Annotated in this window: 21 protein-coding genes; all 21 read right to left on the bottom strand. The window is 68.8% G+C overall.

Annotated features, from left to right (window positions below; all coding sequences use genetic code 11):
* Positions 1–57: 57 nt before the first annotated feature.
* Complete coding sequence (locus tag RWO82_RS04510; protein ID WP_314423919.1) at positions 58–708, bottom strand: alpha/beta hydrolase; 651 nt, start codon at positions 706–708, stop codon at positions 58–60.
* 5 nt (positions 709–713) lie between these two features.
* Positions 714–1,499: an alpha/beta fold hydrolase gene (locus RWO82_RS04505; RefSeq protein ID WP_314423917.1), complete on the bottom strand. Its 786-nt coding sequence runs from the start codon at positions 1,497–1,499 to the stop codon at positions 714–716.
* 121 nt (positions 1,500–1,620) lie between these two features.
* Positions 1,621–3,072 carry a pyruvate kinase gene (pyk, locus tag RWO82_RS04500; RefSeq protein WP_314423915.1) on the bottom strand — a complete coding sequence of 484 codons (1,452 nt, stop codon included), beginning with the start codon at positions 3,070–3,072 and terminating at the stop codon, positions 1,621–1,623.
* Positions 3,073–3,128: 56 nt separating this feature from the next.
* Positions 3,129–4,595, bottom strand: coding sequence for a glutamate synthase subunit beta (locus RWO82_RS04495; protein ID WP_314423913.1), 1,467 nt, complete (start codon positions 4,593–4,595; stop codon positions 3,129–3,131).
* Positions 4,588–9,111, bottom strand: a complete 4,524-nt coding sequence (gene gltB / locus RWO82_RS04490) for a glutamate synthase large subunit (RefSeq protein WP_314423956.1) — start codon at positions 9,109–9,111, stop codon at positions 4,588–4,590. The genes RWO82_RS04495 and gltB overlap by 8 nt, the downstream gene beginning before the upstream one ends.
* Before the next feature lie 135 nt (positions 9,112–9,246).
* Positions 9,247–10,275 (bottom strand): prolipoprotein diacylglyceryl transferase, encoded by a 1,029-nt coding sequence (gene lgt / locus RWO82_RS04485; protein ID WP_314423912.1) that lies wholly within the window; start codon positions 10,273–10,275, stop codon positions 9,247–9,249.
* Between the two features lie 10 nt (positions 10,276–10,285).
* Positions 10,286–11,089, bottom strand: a complete 804-nt coding sequence (gene trpA / locus RWO82_RS04480) for a tryptophan synthase subunit alpha (RefSeq protein ID WP_314423910.1) — start codon at positions 11,087–11,089, stop codon at positions 10,286–10,288.
* Positions 11,086–12,354, bottom strand: a complete 1,269-nt coding sequence (gene trpB / locus RWO82_RS04475; protein WP_314423908.1) for a tryptophan synthase subunit beta — start codon at positions 12,352–12,354, stop codon at positions 11,086–11,088. Before trpB ends, trpA begins: the two co-directional genes overlap by 4 nt.
* The gene (gene trpC, locus RWO82_RS04470) at positions 12,354–13,127 is read right to left on the bottom strand and encodes an indole-3-glycerol phosphate synthase TrpC (RefSeq protein WP_314423905.1); all 774 of its coding nucleotides are present in this window, start codon (positions 13,125–13,127) and stop codon (positions 12,354–12,356) included. Before trpC ends, trpB begins: the two co-directional genes overlap by 1 nt.
* A complete protein-coding gene (locus tag RWO82_RS04465; RefSeq protein ID WP_241795261.1) occupies positions 13,127–13,372 on the bottom strand; it encodes a DUF6704 family protein in 246 nt (81 codons plus the stop codon). Before RWO82_RS04465 ends, trpC begins: the two co-directional genes overlap by 1 nt.
* 47 nt (positions 13,373–13,419) lie before the next feature.
* Entirely contained in the window at positions 13,420–14,010 is a 591-nt protein-coding gene (locus tag RWO82_RS04460; protein WP_314423897.1) for a Trp biosynthesis-associated membrane protein, read from the bottom strand.
* On the bottom strand, positions 14,007–14,366 hold the full coding sequence (gene hisI / locus RWO82_RS04455; protein ID WP_314423894.1) for a phosphoribosyl-AMP cyclohydrolase: 360 nt from the start codon (positions 14,364–14,366) through the stop codon (positions 14,007–14,009). Before hisI ends, RWO82_RS04460 begins: the two co-directional genes overlap by 4 nt.
* On the bottom strand, positions 14,363–15,124 hold the full coding sequence (gene hisF / locus RWO82_RS04450) for an imidazole glycerol phosphate synthase subunit HisF (protein WP_314423890.1): 762 nt from the start codon (positions 15,122–15,124) through the stop codon (positions 14,363–14,365). The genes hisI and hisF overlap by 4 nt, the downstream gene beginning before the upstream one ends.
* Positions 15,124–15,966, bottom strand: a complete 843-nt coding sequence (hisG, locus tag RWO82_RS04445; protein ID WP_314423886.1) for an ATP phosphoribosyltransferase — start codon at positions 15,964–15,966, stop codon at positions 15,124–15,126. Before hisG ends, hisF begins: the two co-directional genes overlap by 1 nt.
* Positions 15,967–16,004: 38 nt before the next feature.
* On the bottom strand, positions 16,005–16,268 hold the full coding sequence (locus RWO82_RS04440) for a phosphoribosyl-ATP diphosphatase (protein WP_042536637.1): 264 nt from the start codon (positions 16,266–16,268) through the stop codon (positions 16,005–16,007).
* A complete protein-coding gene (gene rpe, locus RWO82_RS04435; RefSeq protein WP_314423882.1) occupies positions 16,265–16,945 on the bottom strand; it encodes a ribulose-phosphate 3-epimerase in 681 nt (226 codons plus the stop codon). Before rpe ends, RWO82_RS04440 begins: the two co-directional genes overlap by 4 nt.
* Positions 16,946–16,949: 4 nt before the next feature.
* A complete protein-coding gene (locus RWO82_RS04430; RefSeq protein ID WP_314423879.1) occupies positions 16,950–18,440 on the bottom strand; it encodes a transcription antitermination factor NusB in 1,491 nt (496 codons plus the stop codon).
* On the bottom strand, positions 18,437–19,363 hold the full coding sequence (gene fmt, locus RWO82_RS04425) for a methionyl-tRNA formyltransferase (protein WP_314423874.1): 927 nt from the start codon (positions 19,361–19,363) through the stop codon (positions 18,437–18,439). Before fmt ends, RWO82_RS04430 begins: the two co-directional genes overlap by 4 nt.
* A 76-nt stretch (positions 19,364–19,439) precedes the next feature.
* Entirely contained in the window at positions 19,440–21,395 is a 1,956-nt protein-coding gene (locus RWO82_RS04420; RefSeq protein ID WP_314423872.1) for a primosomal protein N', read from the bottom strand.
* A 28-nt stretch (positions 21,396–21,423) separates the two neighbouring features.
* Positions 21,424–22,617 carry a methionine adenosyltransferase gene (gene metK, locus RWO82_RS04415; protein WP_314423870.1) on the bottom strand — a complete coding sequence of 398 codons (1,194 nt, stop codon included), beginning with the start codon at positions 22,615–22,617 and terminating at the stop codon, positions 21,424–21,426.
* An 89-nt stretch (positions 22,618–22,706) separates the two neighbouring features.
* Positions 22,707–22,964 (bottom strand): DNA-directed RNA polymerase subunit omega, encoded by a 258-nt coding sequence (rpoZ, locus tag RWO82_RS04410; protein ID WP_042536631.1) that lies wholly within the window; start codon positions 22,962–22,964, stop codon positions 22,707–22,709.
* Between the last annotated feature and the right edge of the window lies 1 nt (position 22,965).

The raw sequence follows: 22,965 nt of genomic DNA, 5'->3' as shown, positions 1-22,965 counted from the left end.
ATTATCAGAAACCTCCAGGTGGAAGTTGTATCGATACCCCGCCGGTCCCGGTGCTGCTCATCTCTCGGCGAACGCGGCGATCTCCGCCATCACCCGCGGGTGAGCGAGGATCCGGAAGTGCCCACCGGTATCGAGACGGACGTTCTTGAGCGCCCCCCGGAGCTCACTCCCCTCCGGGATGTGCGGATCGAACCCGGCGAAGATCGAGACGATCCTCGAGTTGACGTCGAGACGCTCCGAGAGGCCGACGATCTCCGGATCGTTGGGCGCGAATGCGCGAAGAGTCCGGACGGGCAGCAGGCGAGCGTAGCGCGACCCGCCGAACGGCGCGGCGATGGCGACCATGCCGCGGATGCGCTCCCCCGCCGGCCCTGTCAGAACAGCTTTTCCGGCGAGGCCGCCCTTGCTGTGCGCCACGATGAGGGCATCCGTCATCCCCTCGCTCTCGAGGAACTCTGTGACCATGCGGGCCGCGTCGACGACAGGGCGTCGGTTGTGAGCGAGCGACTCCAAGACGTGCACGGGATGGCCCCTCGAATGCAGTGCCGCGACGAGCGGCTGCATGAAGCGCCATGTCTCGTACACTCCGGGGATGATGACGATCGGCACGGCATGCCCCGACCGGTACTCCTGCGGGTTCCCGCGGCCCAGAGCGGCACGGATCTGCCACCAGCCGGCGTACACGTAGTCGGCGACCCACCAACCCACGCGCCTCAGGATCTCGATGATGCTCCCCGTTCCTCCACGATCAGCGGTCGTGGAGCGCCCGCGATGACGGCCGCCACGGCGGCCGGCGCGGAGTGATGCGCGTTGTGCGGCTGTCCCGGTATCTCACGGAGGCTCCCGTTCGGTGCGGCGTCTACGACGGACCGGCACCACGAGCGACCGGCGACATGATCCGACGCACCGCGGACCACGATCACAGGCGGAGCCAGCGTCCTGACGCGCTCCTCGAGCCGGTACCCGACCATGTGCCTCGCCTGCGCGGCGTACCACCGGATGCTGCAGCGCAGGTAGTCGCGCAGCACCAGCAGATTGGCGGCGGGTCTCTCGACGCAGGTGTCGACGGCGAGTGCGAGAGCCTGCGCGCGGATACTGCGATGCCGCGAGTCCACCACGGGACCGAGCAGGACGAGCGTCGAGACGAGATCCGGACAGGCGAGGGCGGCTTCGACCACCCACTGCGCACCCATCGAGTGGCCCACGAGTGTCGCATCCGCGATCGCTGCGCGGCGCAGGAGGGTCGCCAGGAGGGTCCCCATCTCGTTCACATCGAGGTCCCGATGCGGACGGGAGAGCCCGCCGTGACCGGGCATGTCGACGCTGAAGACCCGCGCACCAGCCGGCAGCGCGTCGATCAGGCGGCGGAAATAGCGGTGCGACATGCCTATGCCGTGCACGAGGACGATCGTCGGTCCCGCGTCTTCGCCAGGCCACGAGTGCTCGATCAGCCGGAAGGCTTGATCGTCGACGACGATGCGCCGACGGCCTGATCTCATGTGACGACGATAGGACGCGTCGGGGATGTCGACCAGCGGATTGACATCAGGGCGGATTCACCCCCCCCGGATACGACGAAGGGGCGGAACACTCGGTTCCCCCCCTTCACCGAAAGACCGATCAGACGGTCGCCTCCTTGTAGATGGGAGCAGCGCCGTTGACGGCGTCGCCCACCTTGTGGACGCGGATGTCGTTGGTCGAACCCACGATCCCGGGAGGGGACCCGGAGATCACGACGACCTTGTCTCCCTCGGCGGCGAGGCCGTTGCTGAGCAGATAGTCGTCGACCTGGAGATACATGAGGTCGGTGTGCTGCACCATGTCGACGAGATTCGACTGGATGCCCCACGTCAGCGCCATACGTCGACGGATGTTCGGCTCAGGGGTGAAGGCGATCATCGGGATACGCGAACGCAGACGCGACAGACGACGCGCCGAGTCGCCCGACTGGGTGAAGACGCAGAGGTACTTGGCCTCGACGAACTCCGCGACCTCGAGCGCGGCGAGGGTGATCGCGCCTCCCTGGGTACGGGGCTTGGTCGTCAGAGGCGCGATGCGCTCCAGACCGTGCTCCTCGGTCGACTCGATGATGCGGGCCATCGTCTCGACGACCACAACCGGGTAGTCCCCGACGCTGGTCTCACCCGAGAGCATCACCGCGTCGGCACCGTCGAGCACCGCGTTCGCGACGTCGGAGGTCTCCGCGCGGGTCGGCACGGGGCTGTTGATCATCGACTCGAGCATCTGCGTCGCGACGATGACCGGCTTGGCCATGCGGCGCGCGAGCTCGACGGCGCGCTTCTGCACGATCGGGACGGCCTCGAGCGGGAGCTCGACGCCGAGGTCGCCGCGGGCGACCATGATCGCGTCGAACGCGTCGACGATCTCCTCGAGCGCGTCGACGGCCTGCGGCTTCTCGACCTTGGCGATGACGGGCACCTTGACGCCCTCTTCGGCCATGATCTCGTGCACGCGGGAGACGTCGGCCGCATTGCGGACGAACGACAGCGCGATGAGGTCGGCGCCGATGCGCAGACCCCAGCGGAGGTCGTCCTCGTCCTTCTCGCTCAGGGCGGGGACGTTGACGGCGACGCCGGGCAGGTTGATGCCCTTGTTGTTCGACACCGCACCGGCGACGATGACCTTGGTGGTGACGGTGACTCCGTCGGTCTCGATGACTTCGACGCGCACCTTGCCGTCGTCGATGAGGAGGAAGTCGCCGGGCTTGACGTCCTGAGGCAGACCCTTGAAGGTCGTGCTGCAGATCTCCTTGTTGCCGATGATGTCCTCGGTGGTGATCTTGAAGATGTCGCCCTTGGCGAGCTCGTAGGGGCCCGCCTCGAACTTCCCGAGGCGGATCTTCGGTCCCTGCAGGTCGACGAGGATCGCGACGGCGCGGCCGGCGTCGTCTGCGGCACGACGAACGTTGGCGTAGTTGTTCTCGTGCACGGAGTAGTCACCGTGGCTGAGGTTCAGACGGGCGACATCCACGCCGGCGTCGATGAGGGCACGCACGGTCTCGTACGTGGATGTGGCGGGTCCCAGGGTGGCGACGATTTTCGCGCGTCTCAAAGATTGCTCCAGGGTAGTGGGGGGATGGAAATCAGGCGACGGTGCCGCGGCTCAGCCTACGCGGGCTGAAGGCCGATAGCGACTTCATGAGGTCGCACGGGCTCGGGCAGCACCGTGGTGCCCATGAGGAACCTGTCGACGTTCGCTGCGGCGGCGCGGCCTTCGGCGATCGCCCAGACGATCAGGGACTGTCCACGGCCGGCATCGCCCGCCACGAACACGCCCGGAACCGTCGACTCGTAGGTGTCCGCACGCTGGAACACACCGCGGTCGGTGACCTGGGGGCGCACGTCGTCGGTGAACCCGTCCTGTTCGGGACCGGTGAAGCCCATCGCGATCAGCACGAGGTCCGCGGGGATCTCTCGCTCCGTACCGCTCTTGGGCACGCGACGACCGTCGATGTACTCGGTCTCCGCGACGCGGAGCGCACGGACCTCGCCGACGTCGTTCGAGAGGAACTCCACGGTGGATGCGAGGAAGACGCGTTCGCCGCCCTCTTCATGCGCGGACTGCACCTCGAAGACCGTCGGCATCATGGGCCAGGGCTGGTGCCCCGGTCGCTCCGTGCCGGGCTGCTTTCCGATAGCGAGGTTGGTGACGCTCAGCGCTCCCTGGCGGTGTGCGGTGCCGATGCAGTCGGCTCCCGTGTCGCCGCCGCCGATGACGATGACGTGCTTGCCCTCGGCGGTGATCTGGTCGGTGACCTTGTCGCCGGCGACCGCGTGGTTCGACTCGACCAGGTACTCCATCGCGAAGTGCACTCCATCGAGGTCACGACCGGGGATCGACAGGTCCCGCGGGACGGTCGAGCCGGTCGAGACGACCACGGCGTCGTAGCGCGCCCGGAGGTCGGCCCACGAGATGTCCTTGCCGATCTCCACACCCGCGCGGAACCGCGTGCCCTCTTCCTGCATCTGACGGAGACGCGACTCGAGCTGGCCCTTCTCCATCTTGAAGTCGGGGATGCCGTACCGGAGCAGACCGCCGATGCGATCGTCCCGCTCGAACACCGCGACGGTGTGTCCGGCGCGAGTCAGCTGCTGCGCCGCGGCGAGGCCCGCCGGACCCGATCCGACGACGGCGACCGTCTTGCCGGTGAGACGCGCGGGCGGCTGGGGCTCGACCCAGCCCTTGGCGAACGCCTCATCGATGATCGACACCTCGATCTGCTTGATCGTGACCGGCGGCTGGTTGATGCCCAGCACGCACGCGCTCTCGCAGGGGGCGGGGCACAGGCGACCGGTGAACTCCGGGAAGTTGTTGGTCGCGTGCAGCCGATCGATCGCGGCTCGGCCTTCGCCGCGCCACGTCAGGTCGTTCCACTCGGGGATCAGGTTGCCGAGCGGGCATCCCGAATGGCAGAACGGCACACCGCAGTCCATGCATCGGCCGGCCTGGCGACGGAGCACGGCCTGGTCGCCGGGTTCGTACACCTCTTTCCAGTCCATGATGCGGACGGGGACGGGGCGGCGCTTGGGAAGCTCACGCTCCGTGACCTTCAGAAAGCCTTTGGGATCAGCCACCGGTCACCTCCAGGATGCGGTTCCAGACGATGTCGCCGTCAGGATCGATTCCTTCGGCGACTGCTTCATCGCGCATGCTGCGAACAGCGGCGTAATCACGCGGAAGCACCTTCGTGAACTGGCCGGCGACCTCATCGAATCGCGCCAGGATGTCGGAGCCGAGCGGCGAGGCCGTCCGCTCCACGTGCTCGGCGATCAGGCTGCGGAGCACTTCGAGGTCCGCGCGGTCGAGCGGCTCGAGAAGCAGTTCCCCGCTGCTGAGCGACTGCGCGTTGATCTTTCCGGTGTCGAGCGAGCGGATGTAGGCCACTCCCCCGGACATGCCGGCGCCCAGGTTGCGGCCCGTGGATCCGAGGATCACGGCCACGCCGCCCGTCATGTACTCGAGCGCGTGGTCTCCCACACCCTCCACGACGGCCGCGGCGCCCGAGTTGCGCACCAGGAACCGCTCGCCGACGACGCCCGAGAGGAACATCGTGCCGGACGTGGCACCGTACCCGATGACGTTGCCCGCGATGACGTTCTCGTGCGGGACGATCTTCGAGCCGCGCGGCGGACGGATCGAGATGTCGCCGCCCGACAGGCCCTTTCCGACGTAGTCGTTGGAATCGCCCTCCAGGCGCAGGACGACGCCGGACGGGAGGAACGCCCCGAGCGACTGACCGGCCGTGCCGTGGAGCGTGACGTCGATCGTGCCTCGCGGGAGTCCCGATGCGCCGTGTCGCGACGTCACCTGGTGCCCCAGCATCGTGCCGACCGCACGCTCGGTGTTCGCGATGGGAAGCTCGGCGACCACTGGCTCGCCGTTCAGCAGGGCGCTCTTCGCGATGTCGATCAGCTGCACGTCGAAGTGCTTCTCGAGCTCGTGATCCTGAGTGCGGCGGTTGCGGCGCGGCTCGCTCGCCGGGAACGCCGGTCCGTCGAGCACTGGACTCAGGTCGAGACCCTCTGCCTTCCAGTGGTCGACGGCGGCATCGACCTCGAGGAGCTCCGCGCGGCCGACGATCTCATCGATCGAGCGGAAGCCCAGCGCTGCGAGATGCTCGCGAACCTCTTCCGCGATGAACTCCATGAAGTTGACGACGAACTCGGGCTTGCCGGTGAATCGTTCCCGCAGGACCGGGTTCTGGGTGGCGACGCCGACCGGGCAGGTGTCGAGGTGGCAGACGCGCATCATGATGCACCCGCTCACCACGAGCGGCGCAGTCGCGAAGCCGAACTCCTCGGCACCGAGCAGCGCGCCGATGATGACGTCGCGTCCCGTCTTGAGCTGTCCGTCCACCTGCACGACCACGCGGTCGCGCATGCCGTTGAGCATCAGCGTCTGCTGGGTCTCGGCCAGTCCGAGCTCCCACGGGGTGCCCGCGTGCTTGAGCGAGTTCAGCGGGCTCGCACCGGTGCCTCCGTCATGACCCGAGACGAGGATGACGTCGCTGAGCGCCTTGGCGACACCCGCCGACACGGCGCCGATACCCGACTGGCTGACCAGCTTGGTGTGGATCCGCGCCTCGGGGTTCGCCCGCTTCAGATCGAAGATGAGCTGCTTGAGGTCTTCGATCGAATAGATGTCATGATGCGGCGGAGGCGAGATCAACCCGACCCCGGGAGTGCCGCCGCGCGTGCGCGCGACCCACGGATAGACCTTCTGCGGAGGGAGCTGACCGCCCTCTCCGGGCTTCGCGCCCTGCGCGAGCTTGATCTGGATGTCGTCGGCCTCGGTCAGGTAGAGACTCGTGACGCCGAACCGGCCCGACGCGACCTGCTTGATCGCACTGCGGCGTTCAGGATCGACGAGCCGATCGATGTCCTCTCCGCCTTCGCCGGTGTTGGACTTGCCGCCGAGGCGGTTCATCGCGATCGCGAGCGTCTCGTGGGCCTCTTTCGAGATGGAGCCGTAGCTCATGGCGCCCGTCGAGAAGCGCTTGACGATCGACGACACGGGCTCGACCTCGTCGAGAGGAACGGGCTTGCGCGTCCCGGTGCGCAGGCTGAAGAGTCCACGCAGGGTCTTGAGCTCCGCCGCCTGGTCGTCGACGAGGCGCGTGTACTCGCGGAAGACGTCGTAGCGGCGCTCCCTGGTCGCATGCTGCAGCTTGAAGACCGTCTCGGGGCTGAAGAGATGCGGTGAGCCGTCACGACGCCACTGGTACTCGCCTCCGGTCCACAGGCGCTCGTGCGCGCGGGCTGCTTCGTCCTCCGGATACGCGTAGTCGTGACGCGCCTGGTTCTCGATGAAGATCTCGTGGATCCCGATACCGCCGAGCTTCGACTCCGTACGGGTGAAGTACTTGTCGATGAACTCCTCGCTCAGACCGACGGCCTCGAAGACCTGGGCGCCGGCGTACGACGACACGGTCGAGATGCCCATCTTCGACATGATCTTGAGAACGCCCTTGCCGAGCGCGTAGATCAGGTTGCGGACGGCCTTCTCGGGGCTGATCCCGGTGATGTAGCCGGTGCGCACCAGGTGCTCCACGGTCTCCATCGCGAGGTACGGGTTGACGGCCGATGCGCCATAGCCGATCAGGGTGGCGACGTGGTGGACCTCGCGCACATCTCCGGCCTCGACGATCAGACCGACCTTCATGCGGTTCTCTCGACGGATCAGGTGGTGGTGGATCGCCGAGACCATCAGGAGCGACGGGATCGGTGTCAGATCCTTGTTCGAGTCGCGGTCGGACAGGATGATGAACTCCGCGCCCTGCGCGATGGCCTCGTCGACCTCGGCGCACATCTCGGTCAGCCGCTGCTCGAGCGTGTTGGATCCCACGTCGAAGTGGTACAGGCCTCGGATCGTCACGCTGGACCGGTCGGGCATCGCCTTGTCGATGTGACGGATCTTCGCGAGCTCGTCGTTGTCGATGACCGGGAAATCGAGCGACACCGTGCGCGTGTGATCGGGGCCCCACGAGAGCAGATTGCTCTCGGGTCCGAGTCCGAGCTTGAGGCTCGTGACGACTTCCTCGCGGATCGAGTCGAGCGGCGGATTCGTGACCTGCGCGAACTGCTGCGTGAAGTAGTCGAAGAGCAGGCGCGGCCGCTTGCTGAGCACCGCGATGGGAGTGTCGGAGCCCATCGCGCCGAGCGGCTCCATGCCGTTCTGACCCATCGGAGTCAGCAGGATGCGGATCTCCTCCTCGGTATAGCCGAAGGTGCGCTGACGTCGCGTGATCGATGCCGGAGGATGCACGATGTGCTCGCGCTCGGGCAGATCTGCGAGCCGCACTGCGCCTGCATCGAGCCACTCCTGCCACGGGTGCATGGTCGCGAGGTCGTGCTTGATCTCCTCGTCCTCGATGATGCGCCGCTGGGCGGTGTCGACGAGGAACATCTTGCCCGGCTGCAGCCGGCCCCGACGCTTGATGCGCTCGGGCTCGAACGTGAGCACGCCCGTCTCGGAACCGATCACGATCAGTCCGTCGGTCGTCTCCGTCCAGCGTCCGGGGCGCAGACCGTTGCGGTCGAGCGTCGCCCCCACGAGGGTGCCGTCGGTGAAGATGAGCGCGGCCGGACCGTCCCACGGCTCCATCTGGTTGGAGTGGTACTCGTAGAAAGACCGGAGCTCGGGAGAGATGTCGGACTGCTTCTCGTACGCCTCGGGCACCATCATCATGATGGCGTGCGGCAGACTGCGTCCGGTCAGCGTCAGGAGCTCGAGGACCTCGTCGAACGACGCCGAGTCGCTCGCGCCGTCGGTGCAGATCGGAAGAAGCGGTGCGACATCGCCCAGCAGCTCGGACTCGAGCTGGGACTGACGGGCTCGCATCCAGTTGCGGTTCCCACCGACCGTGTTGATCTCGCCGTTGTGCGCGAGCATGCGCAGCGGCTGCGCCAGCGGCCAGGAGGGGAACGTGTTGGTCGAGTACCGGGAGTGCACGACCGCGAGCTCCGACATGAACCGCTCGTCCTGCAGGTCGGGGTAGAACGGCTCGAGCTGCAGGGTGGTGACCATGCCCTTGTAGCCGAGAGTGCGAGCGGAGAGCGTGACGAAGTATGCGCCCAGCTCGTGACCCGCGCGCTTGCGCAGCCGATACGCCACCCGGTCGAGCGCGATGCCGGTGAGTGGGGCGTCCGCGTGCGTCGCGCCGCCCGCGCTCACGAAGAGCTGCTCGAATGCCGGCCGAGCTTCGTCGGCGAGCTTGCCCAGGTTGTCGTTGACCGTGGGGACCTCTCGCCATCCGAGCACCCGCAGGCCCTCGCTGCGCGCGATCTTCTCGATCCCCGCCTTCTGCTCGCGACGCACGCTCGAGTCGCGGGGCAGGAACGCCATGCCCGCGGCGTACTCGCCGACCGGAGGCAGTTCGAAGTCCGTGACCGCTCGCAGGAACGCATCCGGCATCTGCGTCAGGATCCCCGCACCGTCGCCGGTTCCGGCGTCAGAGCCGATCGCGCCGCGGTGCTCGAGGTTGCGCAGCGCTTCGAGCGCCAGCGCGATGATGTCGTGGCCCGCCTCGCCGCGTAGCGTCGCCACCATCGCGAGACCGCAGGCGTCCTTCTCGAACGCCGGGTTGTACATGCCCTGCTTGGGCGGGTAAGCGCCGGAGGCGCCATAGGGAGGCTGAAAATACACCAGTACCGTCCTCAGATCTACGGATGACCCGGGGGCGTCATTGGCCGGGCGAATGCGATGGGGTCCGCACGGACCGGTCGGCTATCGAGCGCTTTCCGTGTCCGTGGGAGCGGTGCTTGTGGCGCTGGCTCCTGCGGCGACTTCTTCGGACGGAGGCTCACTCACATCCACGAAGTCGGAGGGATTGTTCTGCGATTCTACATCAGCGTCGAGATCCTTCCGGCCGCGGCCGGGCTGGTAGGGCGACGGCTCGAGTCCCGGATGCCGCCGGGACTGCACGATGAGGATCGTGATGCCGACCAGAACACCGAGAATCGCGGCCCACACGTTGCTGCGCAGGCCGAGAATGACCTCGCTCGGGTCGATGCGGATCGACTCCCAGACGATGCGGCCGGCGCTGTACCAGATCAGGTAGATCGCGAAGAGGCGGCCCCACTGGAACGCCGTCGCCTTCCGGCTGAGCCACAGGAGCACGACCACACCCAGGACGTTCCAGATCACCTCGTAGAGGAAGGTCGGGTGGAACAGCGTGCCCTCGGGCAGGCCCGGGGGGAATGCGGAGTTGTCGGACTCGATCTCGAGTCCCCAGGGCAGGTCGGTGGGGAGTCCGAACAGCTCGTGGTTGAACCAGTTGCCGAAACGGCCCATGGCCTGAGCCAGCAGCAGACCCGGAGCGAGTGCGTCCGCGAAGGTCCAGAACCGGATGCCGGTCCAGCGGCAGCCGAGGTACGCGCCGACGGCACCGCCGATCAGCGCGCCGAAGATCGCGATGCCACCCTCCCAGATCGCCCACACCGAGCCGGGCTCGAACGGGTTCCAGGTGTTCCGTCCCTCGCCGAAGTAGAAGTTCGGGTGGGTGAGCACGTGGAAGATGCGCGCGCCGATGATCGCCAGCGGAACGGCGAGGATCGAGATGTCGATCACGACCCACGGCTCTGCGCCGCGCTTGGTCAGGCGGTGATTGGTCAGCAGCACGGCGGCGATGATGCCGGCGATGATGCAGAGCGCGTAGAAGTGGATGCGGAGCGGCCCGAGGTCGATGTACGACACCGGAGGACTCGGGATGCTGGCGAGCACGCCGCTGAAGGTGCTGGGGAGCGCGAGGGACATGAGTGCGATTCTAGTTCTCGTGTGCGGGGCGTGCCGACGACGTGCCGACCGCCAGGTTTCGGGTGACCTCCGCGAGCGCAGGGATGCCGCCGTCGCGGAGAGCGCGGACCAGTGCCGTGCCGACGATCGCGCCGTCGGCGTACTCGGAGACGCCGGCGATCTGCTCGGCGGTGGAGATGCCGATTCCGACGCAGGCGCGGATGCTGCCGTGCTCGCGCAGGCGCCCGACCAGGGTGCGTGCGGCGCGATCGAGCTCGGTCCGCTCGCCGGTGATGCCCATCGTCGAGACGGTGTAGACGAAGCCGGTCGAGGACTTCACGACCAGCTCGAGACGCTCGTCCGACGAGGTGGGGGCCGCGAGGAAGACGCGGTCGAGACCGGTGCGCTCGCTCGCGGCGATCCACTCCCCTGCGACGTCGGGCGTGATGTCGGGCGTGATCAGTCCCGCTCCGCCGGCCGCCAGCAGGTCATCGGCGTAGCGATCGACCCCGTACTGGAACACGGGGTTCCAGTACGTCATCACGAGCACGGGCACATCGGTCGCGTCCGTGATCGCACGCACCGCCGTGAAGAGGTCCTTCATCTTGAACCCGTTCGCGAGCGCCGCCGTGGTCGCCTCCTGGATGACCGCTCCGTCCATCACCGGGTCGCTGTAGGGCGGACCCAGCTCGATGATGTCGACGCCGTTCTCGGCGAGGGCGATGGCGGCCCGGATGCTGGTCTCGAGATCGGGGAAGCCGATCGGGAGGTACCCGACGAAGGCGCTGCGGCCGGCCGCGTGTGCTGCGGCGATGGCCCGTTCGACGCGGCTCATAGCTCGGGTTCCCCCTTGGAAGCGGCCTTCTCGGCGTCGGTCTCTTCAGCGACGTCGTGCTCGAGGGCCTCCGCGTCGTAGAGCTCGAAGTAGCGGGCCGCCGTGTCCATGTCCTTGTCTCCGCGGCCGGAGAGGCAGACGGCGAGCACGGCGTCTGGGCCCAGCTCGCGCCCCAGGCGCAGAGCGCCTGCCAGGGCGTGCGCCGACTCGATGGCCGGGATGATGCCCTCGGTGCGGCTCAGCAGACGCAGCGCCTGCATGGCCTCGTCGTCGGTCGCCGGGATGTACTCCGCGCGACCGATGTCGGCGAGCCACGCGTGCTCCGGCCCGACGCCGGGATAGTCGAGGCCGGCGGATATCGAGTGCGACTCGACAGTCTGCCCGTCTTCGTCCTGGAGCACGTAGGTCTTCGCGCCATGCAGGATGCCGGGTCTGCCCCGCTCGATCGACGCGGCGTGCTTCGGTGTGTCGACTCCCTCGCCCGCGGCTTCGACGCCGAACAGCTTGACGCCCTCGTCGTCGAGGAAGGCGTCGAACATGCCGATCGCGTTCGATCCGCCGCCGACGCAGGCGATGACGGCATCGGGCAGTCGACCGACCTCGTCGAGCAGCTGCTGACGAGCCTCCTCGCCGATGATCTTCTGGAAGTCGCGCACCATCGCGGGGAACGGATGCGGGCCCGCGGCGGTGCCGAAGATGTAGTTGGTCGTCTCGACCGAGGCCACCCAATCGCGGTACGCGTCGTTGATGGCGTCCTTGAGGGTCCGCGATCCCGACGTGACCGCCACGACCTCGGCGCCGAGCAGTCGCATGCGTGCGACGTTCAGCGCCTGACGCTGCGTGTCGACCTCACCCATGTAGATCGTGCACTCGAGGCCGAAGAGAGCGGCGGCGGTCGCCGTGGCGACACCGTGCTGACCTGCACCGGTCTCGGCGATCACCCGCGTCTTGCCGAGCCGCTTCGTCAGCAGCGCCTGGCCCAGCACGTTGTTGATCTTGTGCGAACCGGTGTGGTTCAGGTCCTCGCGCTTGAGGAAGACCCGCGCCCCGCCCGCATGCTCGGCGAACCGGGCGACCTCGGTGAGAGGCGAGGGGCGACCCGCGTACGAGCTGAGCAGAGACGCCAGCTCCTCACGGAAAGCCGGGTCGACGATCGCCTCGGCATACGCCGCGGAGAGTTCGTCGATCGCGGCGATCAACGACTCGGGCATATAGCGTCCGCCGTACTCGCCGAACAGGGGACCATGCTGGTCACGCAGGCTCATCACGCCTCCAGGAAGCTCTTGAGTGTGGTGATCGGGTCGCCCGTCACGAGGGCCTCTCCGATCAGGACGACGTCGGCGCCCGCCGAGCGGTAGTGCGCGACGTCTTCGGGAGTGAGGACCGCCGATTCGGCGATCTTGATCGCGGAGTCCGGGATCCGGTCCGCGAGACGACCGAAGAGATCGCGGTCGAGCTCGAGGGTCTTCAGATCGCGAGCATTCACCCCGATCAGCGGCGCCCCGAGGTCGATCGCGGCTTCGAGCTCGTCAGCCGAGTGCGTCTCGACCAGCGGTGTCATCCCGAGTTCGGTGATGAAACCGAACAGATCGCGCAGGACCGCGGGCTCGATGCCGGCCACGATGAGGAGCGCAAGGTCTGCGCCGGCAGCACGAGCCTCGAGCACCTGATAGCGCGTGGCGATGAAGTCCTTGCGCAGCACGGGGAGCGACACCCGAGCCGTGACGGCCTCGAGGTCGGCGAGGCTGCCGCCGAAACGCCGCTCCTCGGTGAGCACGCTGATCGCGGACGCACCGCCCTGCTCGTAGAGCGAGGCCTGAAGGGCAGGATCCGGGATCGCGGCCAGGGCGCCGCGCGACGGACTCGCTCGCTTCACCTCGGCGATGATCTTCACGCGCTCGGAGCGCGAGAGCGCCGCGACGGCATCCTTGGCGGCAGGGCGCGCCAGCGCATCGCGCTCGACCTCGGCGATCGGCCGGGTGAGAGAGCGACGCTCCGCGTCTGCGACTGCGCCGGCCGTGAGGTCGGCGAGGACCACTAGTGCGCCTTCGGCTGGTACTTGGGGCCCTTCACGCCGTAGCCCGCCTTCGCGAGCGCCCAGCCGACGAGCGCGCCGATCGGGATGAGTGCTGCGAACACCCAGACCAGGGTGACCCAGATCGGGCTGAACTCGGCGAGGCAGAACGCCAGCGTGCCGAGCGTGAAGCCGGCGAGCATGATGATCACGGCCGTCCAGGCAGCAGGCGAGTGTCCGTGGCCGGGGTCGGCGATCGGGTTGGTCATGGTCTCCTCCGGGGACGACGTGCGGGATCTGTGTCAGTCTATCGGGGTCACCGTGTCGGATCGGTCCCGCGGGACAGGTCGTCCCAGGAATCGATCGCATCGACGGGACCCGTGGCGTGCGTGTCATGCGCGGCGTCGGTGCGGTACCGCCGCCCTCCGGACGTCCATCGCCGCCCGGTGACCAGCACGAGTGCCGCGGCCGCCAGGAGGACGAACCATCCCACGAGAGTCGCGTACGGCCACGCCGACACCTCGATGCTCGCGACCACGTCGGCGATGGCCGCACTGCCCGCGAGGCCGGTCGTCTCGGTCACCGTCGCTCCGACGGCGTCGAGCGGTTCGCCGGTGAGGAGCTGCAGGGTCGACCAGCCGAGGAAGAGCGCGGTTGCGGCGGCGAGCAGCCCGAGGACCAGACGCACCGCACGTCCCGCGATCGACAGCGCGAGCCCGAGCGCGAGCACCGCGAGGCTCAGGGGCGCGAGCAGCGGAAGCGCGGACGCGCCCGGCACGAAGATCGCCTCGCCCGCATCGGCGCGCGCGACCGTGAGCCAGGTCTGAGTGGAGGAGATGATGCCGAGGGACCCCGCTGCGAGGAAGCCCAGGACGGCGATCGGACGTGCGCGACGCGCGAGACTCATGCCTGTGCGCTCCCCGGAACCGCGTCGAGATCGGTGGTGTCGAAGCATGTGCGCGTGCCGGTGTGACACGCGGGACCGGTCTGATCCACTCGCAGCAGGATCGCATCGCCGTCGCAGTCCAGACGCGCGTCGTGCACGACCTGGATGTGACCCGAGGTGTCGCCCTTGCGCCAGTACTCCTGTCGAGAGCGCGACCAGTACACGGCGCGGCCGGTCGTCAGCGTGCGACGGAGCGCCTCGTCGTTCACCCAGGCGAGCATGAGGACCTCGTTGGTGTCCCACTGCTGCACGATCACCGGCGCGAGACCGTCCGCATTGAACGCGACCTGTGAGATGCGCTCCTCGATGTCGCTCATCGGACGAGCACTCCTTCCGCGCGCAGCGCCTGCTTGACGTCGCCCACTGTGAGGGCGCCGGTGTGGAACACGCTCGCTGCGAGCACGGCGTCTGCTCCCGCCTTGATCGCCGGCGCGAAATCCGATGCTCTGCCCGCGCCGCCCGAGGCGATGACGGGAACCGTGGCCACCTCGCGCATGAGACGCACGAGCTCGAGGTCGAAGCCGTCGCGCGTGCCGTCGGCATCGATCGAGTTCACGAGCAGCTCTCCTGCTCCGCGCTCCGCGGCTTCGCGAGCCCAGTCGAGCGCGTCGAGCGTGGTCTGCGTCCTGCCTCCGTGCGTGGTGACCACGAAGCCGGAGGCCGTGGTGTCGGCGCGCTTGACGTCGAGCGACAGCACGAGGACCTGGGCGCCGAAGCGATCTGCGATCTCGCCGATCAGCTCGGGCCGCGCGATCGCCGCCGAGTTGACGCCCACTTTGTCGGCGCCGACCGCGAGCAGACGCGCCACGTCGTCGACGGTGCGCACTCCTCCGCCGACCGTGAGGGGCACGAAGACCTGCTCGGCCGTGCGCTGCACGACGTCGTAGGTCGTGGCGCGGGCATCGACCGTCGCGGTGACGTCGAGGAAGGTGATCTCATCAGCGCCCTGCGCGGCGTAGTGCCGAGCGAGCTCCACCGGGTCGCCCATGTCGCGCAGATTCTCGAAGTTCACGCCCTTCACGACGCGACCGTCGGCGACATCCAGACACGGGATGACACGACTCGCGAGAGACATCAGAGCCTCGCGTTGTGGATCGCCGTGACGAGGATCGCCCGCGCACCGAGCGCATAGAGCGCGTCCATCACGGGGTTGACCCGTGCACGCGCCACCATCACGCGGACGGCGACCCACTCGGGGTCGCGCAGCGGCGAGACCGTCGGCGACTCGATGCCGCCGGCGATCTTCACGGCGTCATCGAGCAGAGCGAGCGGAAGGTCGTAGTCGATCATGACGAAGCGACGCGCCACCATCACGCCGCGCAGCCGTCGCAGGAGGGTCTCGGACCCCTCGGCGTCGTCGGGCCCGGAAATCAGCACTGCTTCGGATTCGAGGATCACGGGGCCGAAGACGTCGAGGCCCGCTTGCCGGAGCGTCGTGCCCGTCTCGACCACATCGGCGACCGCATCGGCCACGCCCAGGCGCACCGCCGACTCGACCGCGCCGTCGAGCGGCACGAGATCGACCGCGATCCCCCGCTCATCGAGGAATCGGTCGACGAGACCGGGATACGACGTCGCGACACGCAGGCCGTCGAGTTCCGACACGTCCGTGTACCGACCAGAAGGGGCAGCGAATCGGAAGGTGGAGGCGGCGAAGCCGAGAGCCTCGATCTCGCGTGCACCCGGCATCCGGGCATCGAGGAGCAGATCGCGACCCGTGATGCCGACGTCGATCGCTCCCGATCCGACGTAGGTCGCGATGTCCTTCGGACGCAGATAGAAGAACTCGACGTCGTTGTCGGTGTCGACGACGTGGAGCGTCTTGGCATCACGACGGCCGGCGTAGCCGGCCTCCGCGAGCATGTCGGCGGCCGTCTCGGAGAGAGAGCCCTTGTTGGGAACAGCAATGCGCAGCATGGGAAGCCTTCAGATCGAAGCGAGTGGGGCGGAGCGCTTCACAGATGTCGGTAGACGTCCTGCAGGCTCAGACCCTTCGCGATCATCATCACCTGCACGTGGTAGAGCAGCTGTGAGATCTCTTCGGCCGCGGCCTCGTCGGATTCGTACTCGGACGCCATCCAGACCTCGGCGGCCTCCTCGACGATCTTCTTGCCGATGGTGTGCACGCCGCCGTCGAGTTCAGCGACGGTCCCCGATCCCTCTGGGCGGGTCTCGGCCTTGACGCTGAGCTCGGCGAACAGCTCGTCGAAAGTCTTCACGATTCCAGGCTAGCGGCTCTGGCGCGGTCTCTGAGCCGGGTGACCGCGGCCTCGACGTCGTCGGCGCCGTAGACAGCGGATCCCGCGACGAACGTGTCGGCTCCGGCGGCGGCGGCGGCTTCGATGGTCGAATCCGAGATCCCGCCGTCGACCTGGAGCCAGACGTTCGACCCGCGGCGCTTCGCCTCGTCGGCGAGGGCCCGCAGCTTCGGCATCGTCTCGGGCATGAACCCCTGACCGCCGAATCCGGGCTCGACCGTCATCACGAGGATCTGGTCGAACTCGTCGAGCACGCTGTACAGGCCGTCCGCCGGGGTGTCCGGCTTGATCGCGACCCCGGCCCGCGCGCCGATGCTCCGCAGGGCGCGTGCGAGGGAGATCGGGTCCGCGGCGGCCTCGAGGTGGAATGTGACGCTCGCGGCACCCAGCTCGGCGTAGGCGGGCGCCCAGCGATCGGGGTCGGTGATCATCAGGTGCACGTCGAGCGGGATCGGGCTCGTCGCCTGGATGCGCTCGACCATCTGCGGCCCGAACGTGAGGTTCGGGACGAAGTGGTTGTCCATCACGTCGACGTGCGCGAAGTCCGCCGAGGCGATCTTCTCGAGGTCGCGCTGCATGTTCACGAAGTCGGCGGCCAGGATGCTGGGGTTGATGCGCGGTGCGCCAGGCAGTTCCACGTCTCTAGTCTCCCTCTCCGGCGCGCACGCCGGGGTCGTCATCTCGCCGGAGGAGCGCGACGAACATGGCGTCGGTCCCGTGGCGATGAGGCCAGAGCTGCGCACGGCCCGATCCGTCGCTCGCGAGATCGATCGGCGAGTCGGCCACCCCCGACAGGACAGCCCTGGCATCCACCTCCGAGACGTCGGTGCGTCCGCGCAGCACGCCGGACACGACGCCGACGGTCTCGGCCAGATGCGGGGAGCACGTCACGTAGGCGACGATGCCGCCGGGCGCGACCGCGTCGAGTGCGGACGACAGGAGCTCGATCTGAAGAGGAACGAGGTCGGCGACATCACCGGGCGTCTTGCGCCAGCGCGCTTCGGGGCGCCGCCTCAGCGCGCCGAGACCCGTGCACGGCGCATCGACGAGGATGCGATCGAACTCGGCGGGGCGGGCAGCACCGAAGGTGCGTCCGTCCCGTTCGTGCACGATGACCTCACCGGGTACCGCGCGCACGGCGTTGCGCACGAGTCGCGCGCGGGTCGGGACCACCTCGTTCGCTTCCAGTGTCACGCCGTTCGTGTGTGCGATCGCGGCGAGCAGCGCCGTCTTGCCTCCGGGCCCCGCGCACAGGTCCAGCCAGCGTTCTCCTGCCCTGATGGGTGCCGCGGCGGCAAGAGCGAGAGCGACGAGCTGGGATCCCTCGTCCTGCACGCGCACGGTTCCGCCTGACTCGGCGATGACGCGATGGGGGTCGCCCCCGGGCGAGCCGTAGGCGGTCGGAGCGTAGGGACGACGCGGCTCACCGGGCTCCGCCATGCCAGGGAGGGCGACGAGAGTCACGTCCGGCGAGACGTTGTCCGCCTCGAGGAGGTCATCCAGCTCGTCCGCCCGCTCTTCGGCAGCGAGTGCACGACGCAGAGCGCGGATCACCCAGACCGGATGCGCGGAGCGCAGCGCGAGTCGCTCGTCGTCCGACCGTGCGGCGCTCTCGATCCGCTGCTCCCACTCCCCCGGCGTCTGACGCGAGATACGGCGCAGCACCGCGTTCGCGAAGCTGGACGCACCTCGCCCCTGGGCGGCGGCGACGAGATTCACGGACTCGTTGACGGCCGCGTGCGAGGCCACACGAGTGGAGAGCAGCTGGTGCGTCGCGAGCCGCAGTGCATCGAGCACCGGCCCATCGATCTGATCGGCGGGACGATCGGCGGCGGCGGAGATGATCGCATCGTAGGTCCCGCGCCGTCGAAGCGTGCCGTACGTGAGCTCGGTCGCGAGAGCGGCGTCCTGAGGGGTGAGGCGCGCCTCGGCGATCGTCGGAGGCAGCACGAGATTCGCGTAGGCGTCGGACTCCGACACCGCACGCAGCACCTCGTAGGCGACGCGTCGAGCCGGCTGGACCGTGCGCTCCGGGGTGCCGGCCCGAGTTCGAGGTCGGCGAGGTGCCTGGGAGCGCCCGCGCGACGCTCCGCCGTCCTGGGGACGTGCGCGGTCGTCCTGTCGACCGCTCATGCGCCGGCTCGCAGCGTCTCGGCACCGCGGAGGCCGCGCCACCAGTCGACGGCGTTCATCGCCCCCTTGCCGGCCGGCTGCACGCGCGTGACCGACAGCGGCGTGGAGGCGGTGCCGATCAGCAGCCCCGATTTCGTCGCCGCGATCGCTCCCGGATCGAGCGGGAGATGATCGTCGGTTCCTGCGGGGGCGGCGTCGAGGATCTTCAGACGCAGCCCGCCGACCGTCGTGTGCGCCCCCGGCTCGGGAGTCACTCCCCGGAAGCGGGCGAACAGGACGTCGAGCGGCTCCGTCCAGTCCAACAGGCCGTCATCGAGGGTCAGCTTGGGCGCAAGCGTGGGCTCTCCTCGCTGAGGCTCGGACCGGGCGGTGCCGTCGGCGATCGCGGCGACGACCTCTGCGGTCAGCTCGGCGCCCTCGGCCGCGAGCACCTCGAGCGCTGCATCCGCCGTGGCCTCCGCGGGCACCTCGACGGCGCGCGATGCGAACACGTCTCCCGCATCGAGTGCGTGCACGAGCTGGAACACGCTCGCCCCGAGCTCTGCGTCGCCGTTGATCAGCGCGCGCTGCACGGGGGCTGCTCCGCGCCACTGGGGCAGCAACGAGAAGTGCAGGTTGATCCACCCCTTGGCCGGTGCGGAGAGCAGGGGCTCCCGCACGAGTCCGCCGTAGGCCACGATCACACCGAGCTCCGCGCCGAGCGCGCTGATCGCGGCGGTGGCGTCGTCGTCGAGACGCGCGGCCCTGATGACCGGCAGCCCGAGCTCCTCCGCGACCTGCGCAACGGGAGACGGCGTCAGCACGCGCTTTCGGCCGAGGGGGGCATCCGGGCGGGTCACGACCGCGGCGATGTCGTGCTCCGCCGCGAGGCGACGAAGAGTGGGAACGGCAGCCGACGGGGTGCCGGCGAAGACGAGACGCATGAAGGTGCTCCGGTGGGATGCGGTACTGAACGGATCGGGACGACGCGGAAGGCCGGCTCGGGGCGGAGGAGCGTGATCAGAGCTCCGGATCGAGGATATCGAGCCGAACCGAGAGTGCGCTCCGAGTCGCGCCCTTGCCCCGGCGATTGCTCACGGCCTCGGCGACCACCGAGGCGCGCAATGTGGCGGCGACCTTGGCGCCTGCACCGTACTCGAAGCGCACGAGCGCACGGACGCGCGGCGGATGGTCGTCGGAAGAGATGGGAACAGGCCCGAGCACGGCATCGGAGGGCAGCGCGAGCTCGTGCAGCGACGCCAGAGCCCGCGCGACGGCCGCCGAGGTCCCTTCCACCAGCGCGACACGAGCGGCCGGCGGCATGTGCAGCGGAGCTCGCTCGGCGAGCTCGGCGCGCGCGTATGCGGCGTGGTTCCAGGTCGCGAGCGCCCGTGCGAGCGCGCCGTCCACGCCGACGAGGTGGATGGGCGCCGAGGGAGCGGCCAGCGCCGCCGCGTTCGACCACCAGCGCAGGCACGATTCGCCGATGCGCAGATCCGGAGCCTGCAGCATGCGCGGACCGTCGAGGAGGATCACGGCGCGGTAGCCGCCCTCCGCCACAGGCTCGGCGCCACGGGTGGCCACGACGAGGGCCGGCTTGTCGGCCACGCGCTCCACCGGGTGAGCACTGTCGGCGACGATCACGCGGACGCCCGGGAACGCCTTGCCCAGCTCATCGGCCGTGCGCTCGCTGCCCGATGAGGCCAGGCGCAGCGCCGTGGACGAGCAGTGCGGGCACGCCCACGCCCGAGCCCCTCGTCCGCACCAGCCGCACACCGGCACGGCGCCGCGGTGCGTGGCTCCGAGCGGGCCGCCGCAGTGGGCGCAGCGGGCGGGAGCACGACACTCCGCGCAGACCAGGGAGGGCGCGAATCCCGGACGCGACACCTGCACGAGCACAGGACCCTCGGCGGCGGCGTTGCGCGCCGACAGGAACGCCGACGACGGCATCCGCTGGGCGGTCGGCGCGTCCATCTCCTGCGGCGTGCTGAGAACGACCCGCGGCAGCACGCGACGCTCCGCCCGCACGTCCTTCAGCCATCCGTGCACCACCAGCCTCTCGACGTCGGTCGTGCGGGTGTGCCCGACGAACAGCAGCGCCGAGTCCTCCTGCTCCTGGCGCAGCAGCGCCGCGTCGCGCGCGTTGATGTAGGGAGCGAGCGGCTCGCCGAGGAGCGGATCACCGTCGTCCCACATCGCGACCAGGCCGGCGCGCACGGGCGCGTACACGGCGGAGCGGTTGCCGACGACGATGCACGGCGCGTCCTCGAGCGTACGCAGGAAGGACCGGCAGCGATCGGGATTGGTCTGACGCGAATCCCAGCGGACGATCGCCTCGGGGGGAACGAACGAGCCGAGCGCGGCGAGGAGCTGGTCGAGATCGCGATGGTCGGGCACGATCAGGATGCTGGACCCACCGTGCGCCAGAACCCGTACAGCCGCGCACGACAGCAGTGCCGCCCATCCCGGTGCGTCGCCGTGAGCCACCGGGATGGCCTCGACGGCGGCTCGCCCTCGCTCCTCGAGGACCTCGTCGAGACCGGCATACATGCCGATCAGGTGCGTCGCGGCGTCGAGCGCGGATTCCGCGGGCACCGGCGTGGGCGAGTCGGCGGTCCAGGCCTTCTCGACGCGCACCTGGCGCTTGGGGATGACGAGCCGCAGGACGTCGGATGCCGAGCCTGCGGCACGGTCGGCGGCGCGCCGCGCCAGCCGATACGTGCTCTCGGGCAGCACCGGCACGGAGGAGACCACGCTCTCGACCTCGGAGAGCGGTCGATCGGCGTCATCCTCGCTGCCGAGCTCGACGACATAGCCGTCGACGACGCGACCGGCTGTGCGCAACGGCACCCGGACGCGCACCCCCGGCGGCACCTCGCCGAGCTCAGCAGGAAGCGCGTAGTCGAACAGCCGATCGAGCTGAGGCACGGGCGAGTCGAGCAGCACGCGTGCGATGCGCCGGCTCTGCGTCGTCATGAGCGGAGGGCTGCCATCAGGCCGCCCCTCAGAGACCGGCAGCGCGGCGCAGCTCTTCTGCGCGGTCGATGCGCTCCCACGTGAAGTCCGGCAGCTCGCGTCCGAAGTGGCCGTACGCCGCGGTCTGGGCGTAGATCGGACGAAGGAGGTCGAGCTGTTCGATGATCGCCTGCGGGCGCAGGTCGAAGACCTCTTCGATCGCGCGGGTGATGACCTCGTCCGACACCTTGCCGGTGCCGAACGTCTCGACGTAGAGCCCGACGGGCCGAGCGACGCCGATCGCGTACGCGACCTGCACCTCGAGCCGATCTGCGAGGCCGGCCGCCACGGCGTTCTTGGCGACCCAGCGCGTGGCGTACGCGCCCGAGCGATCGACCTTGGACGGATCCTTGCCGCTGAAGGCCCCGCCGCCGTGCCGTGCCGCGCCGCCGTAGGTGTCGATGATGATCTTGCGGCCGGTGAGCCCGGCGTCGCCCTTGGGCCCGCCCGTCACGAACGGTCCCGCGGGGTTGATGTAGTAGGTGACGTCGTCGAGGTCGAGACCGGTGGTCGCGAGAATCGGGTCGATGACGTGTTCGCGCACCTGAGACGTGATCTCGTCCTGCGAGATGTCGGGGTGATGCTGGGTCGAGAGCACCACGGCATCGACGGTCTTGGGCGTGAAGCCGTCGTACCCGAGCGTGACCTGCGTCTTGCCGTCGGGTCGGAGGAACGGGAGCACCCCGGAACGGCGCACCTCGGCGAGCCGTTCGGCGATGCGATGAGCTGTCCACGCGGCCATCGGCATGAGCTGCGGCGTCTCGTTCGTGGCGAACCCGAACATGATGCCCTGATCTCCTGCGCCGAGCCCGTCGAGAGGATCGACCGAGCTGCCGTCGCGATGCTCCTGCGCGCTGTCGACTCCGTGAGCGATGTCGGTCGACTGCTCCCCCACCGAGATGCTGACGCCGCACGAGTCCCCGTCGAATCCGGTGTCGCTGGAGGTGTAGCCGATCCGGTTCACGACCTGCCGGACGATCGTCGGGATGTCGACGTACGCCTCGGTGCGGATCTCACCGGCGACGTGCACCAGGCCCGTCGTGACGAGCGTCTCGACCGCGACGCGGGACCCCGGGTCCTTCGCGAGGAGCCCGTCGAGGATGCTGTCCGAGATCTGATCGCAGATCTTGTCGGGGTGCCCCTCTGTGACGGACTCGGACGTGAACAGACGCAATGCGCTCATCGGGGCTCCAGAACGGGGTCGGACAGAAGGGGGATGCTCACATGATGGACCGCACCGCCGACATCGGTCAGCGGTGCGGTCATCGGAGGTCACTCGGCGTGACGGAGACGGAGCTTGTCCTCGTTGATCTCGTGCAGAGCGATCGTGAGGGGCTTGTCCTCGACGGAGGAGTCGACCAGCGGGCCGACGTTGTCGAAGAGGTTGCCCTCGTGGAGGTCGGAGTAGTAGTCGTTGATCTGACGCGCCCGCTTGGCGGCGTAGATCACGAGCTCGTACTTCGAGTCGACACGGTCGAGCAGGTTGTCGATGGGGGGATCGATGATTCCGTTGGTGTGGTGTCCGGCCATG

The sequence above is a fragment of the uncultured Microbacterium sp. genome (genome assembly GCF_963521645.1).
In the GTDB taxonomy this organism is placed as follows: Bacteria; Actinomycetota; Actinomycetes; order Actinomycetales; family Microbacteriaceae; genus Microbacterium.
The sequence above is the reverse complement of the archived record's forward strand: the minus strand, read 5'-3'. Positions and strand labels throughout refer to the sequence as shown.

Coding starts and splice junctions, on each gene's coding strand:
- RWO82_RS04505 (WP_314423917.1), bottom strand. CDS start 1,499: ATGAGATCAGGCCGTCGGCGCATCGTCGTCGACGATCAAGCCTTCCGG.
- gltB (WP_314423956.1), bottom strand. CDS start 9,111: ATGTACAACCCGGCGTTCGAGAAGGACGCCTGCGGTCTCGCGATGGTG.
- lgt (WP_314423912.1), bottom strand. CDS start 10,275: ATGTCCCTCGCGCTCCCCAGCACCTTCAGCGGCGTGCTCGCCAGCATC.
- trpA (WP_314423910.1), bottom strand. CDS start 11,089: ATGAGCCGCGTCGAACGGGCCATCGCCGCAGCACACGCGGCCGGCCGC.
- trpB (WP_314423908.1), bottom strand. CDS start 12,354: ATGAGCCTGCGTGACCAGCATGGTCCCCTGTTCGGCGAGTACGGCGGA.
- RWO82_RS04465 (WP_241795261.1), bottom strand. CDS start 13,372: ATGACCAACCCGATCGCCGACCCCGGCCACGGACACTCGCCTGCTGCC.
- RWO82_RS04460 (WP_314423897.1), bottom strand. CDS start 14,010: ATGAGTCTCGCGCGTCGCGCACGTCCGATCGCCGTCCTGGGCTTCCTC.
- hisI (WP_314423894.1), bottom strand. CDS start 14,366: ATGAGCGACATCGAGGAGCGCATCTCACAGGTCGCGTTCAATGCGGAC.
- hisF (WP_314423890.1), bottom strand. CDS start 15,124: ATGTCTCTCGCGAGTCGTGTCATCCCGTGTCTGGATGTCGCCGACGGT.
- hisG (WP_314423886.1), bottom strand. CDS start 15,966: ATGCTGCGCATTGCTGTTCCCAACAAGGGCTCTCTCTCCGAGACGGCC.
- RWO82_RS04430 (WP_314423879.1), bottom strand. CDS start 18,440: ATGAGCGGTCGACAGGACGACCGCGCACGTCCCCAGGACGGCGGAGCG.
- fmt (WP_314423874.1), bottom strand. CDS start 19,363: ATGCGTCTCGTCTTCGCCGGCACCCCGTCGGCTGCCGTTCCCACTCTT.
- RWO82_RS04420 (WP_314423872.1), bottom strand. CDS start 21,395: ATGACGACGCAGAGCCGGCGCATCGCACGCGTGCTGCTCGACTCGCCC.
- metK (WP_314423870.1), bottom strand. CDS start 22,617: ATGAGCGCATTGCGTCTGTTCACGTCCGAGTCCGTCACAGAGGGGCAC.
- rpoZ (WP_042536631.1), bottom strand. CDS start 22,964: ATGGCCGGACACCACACCAACGGAATCATCGATCCCCCCATCGACAAC.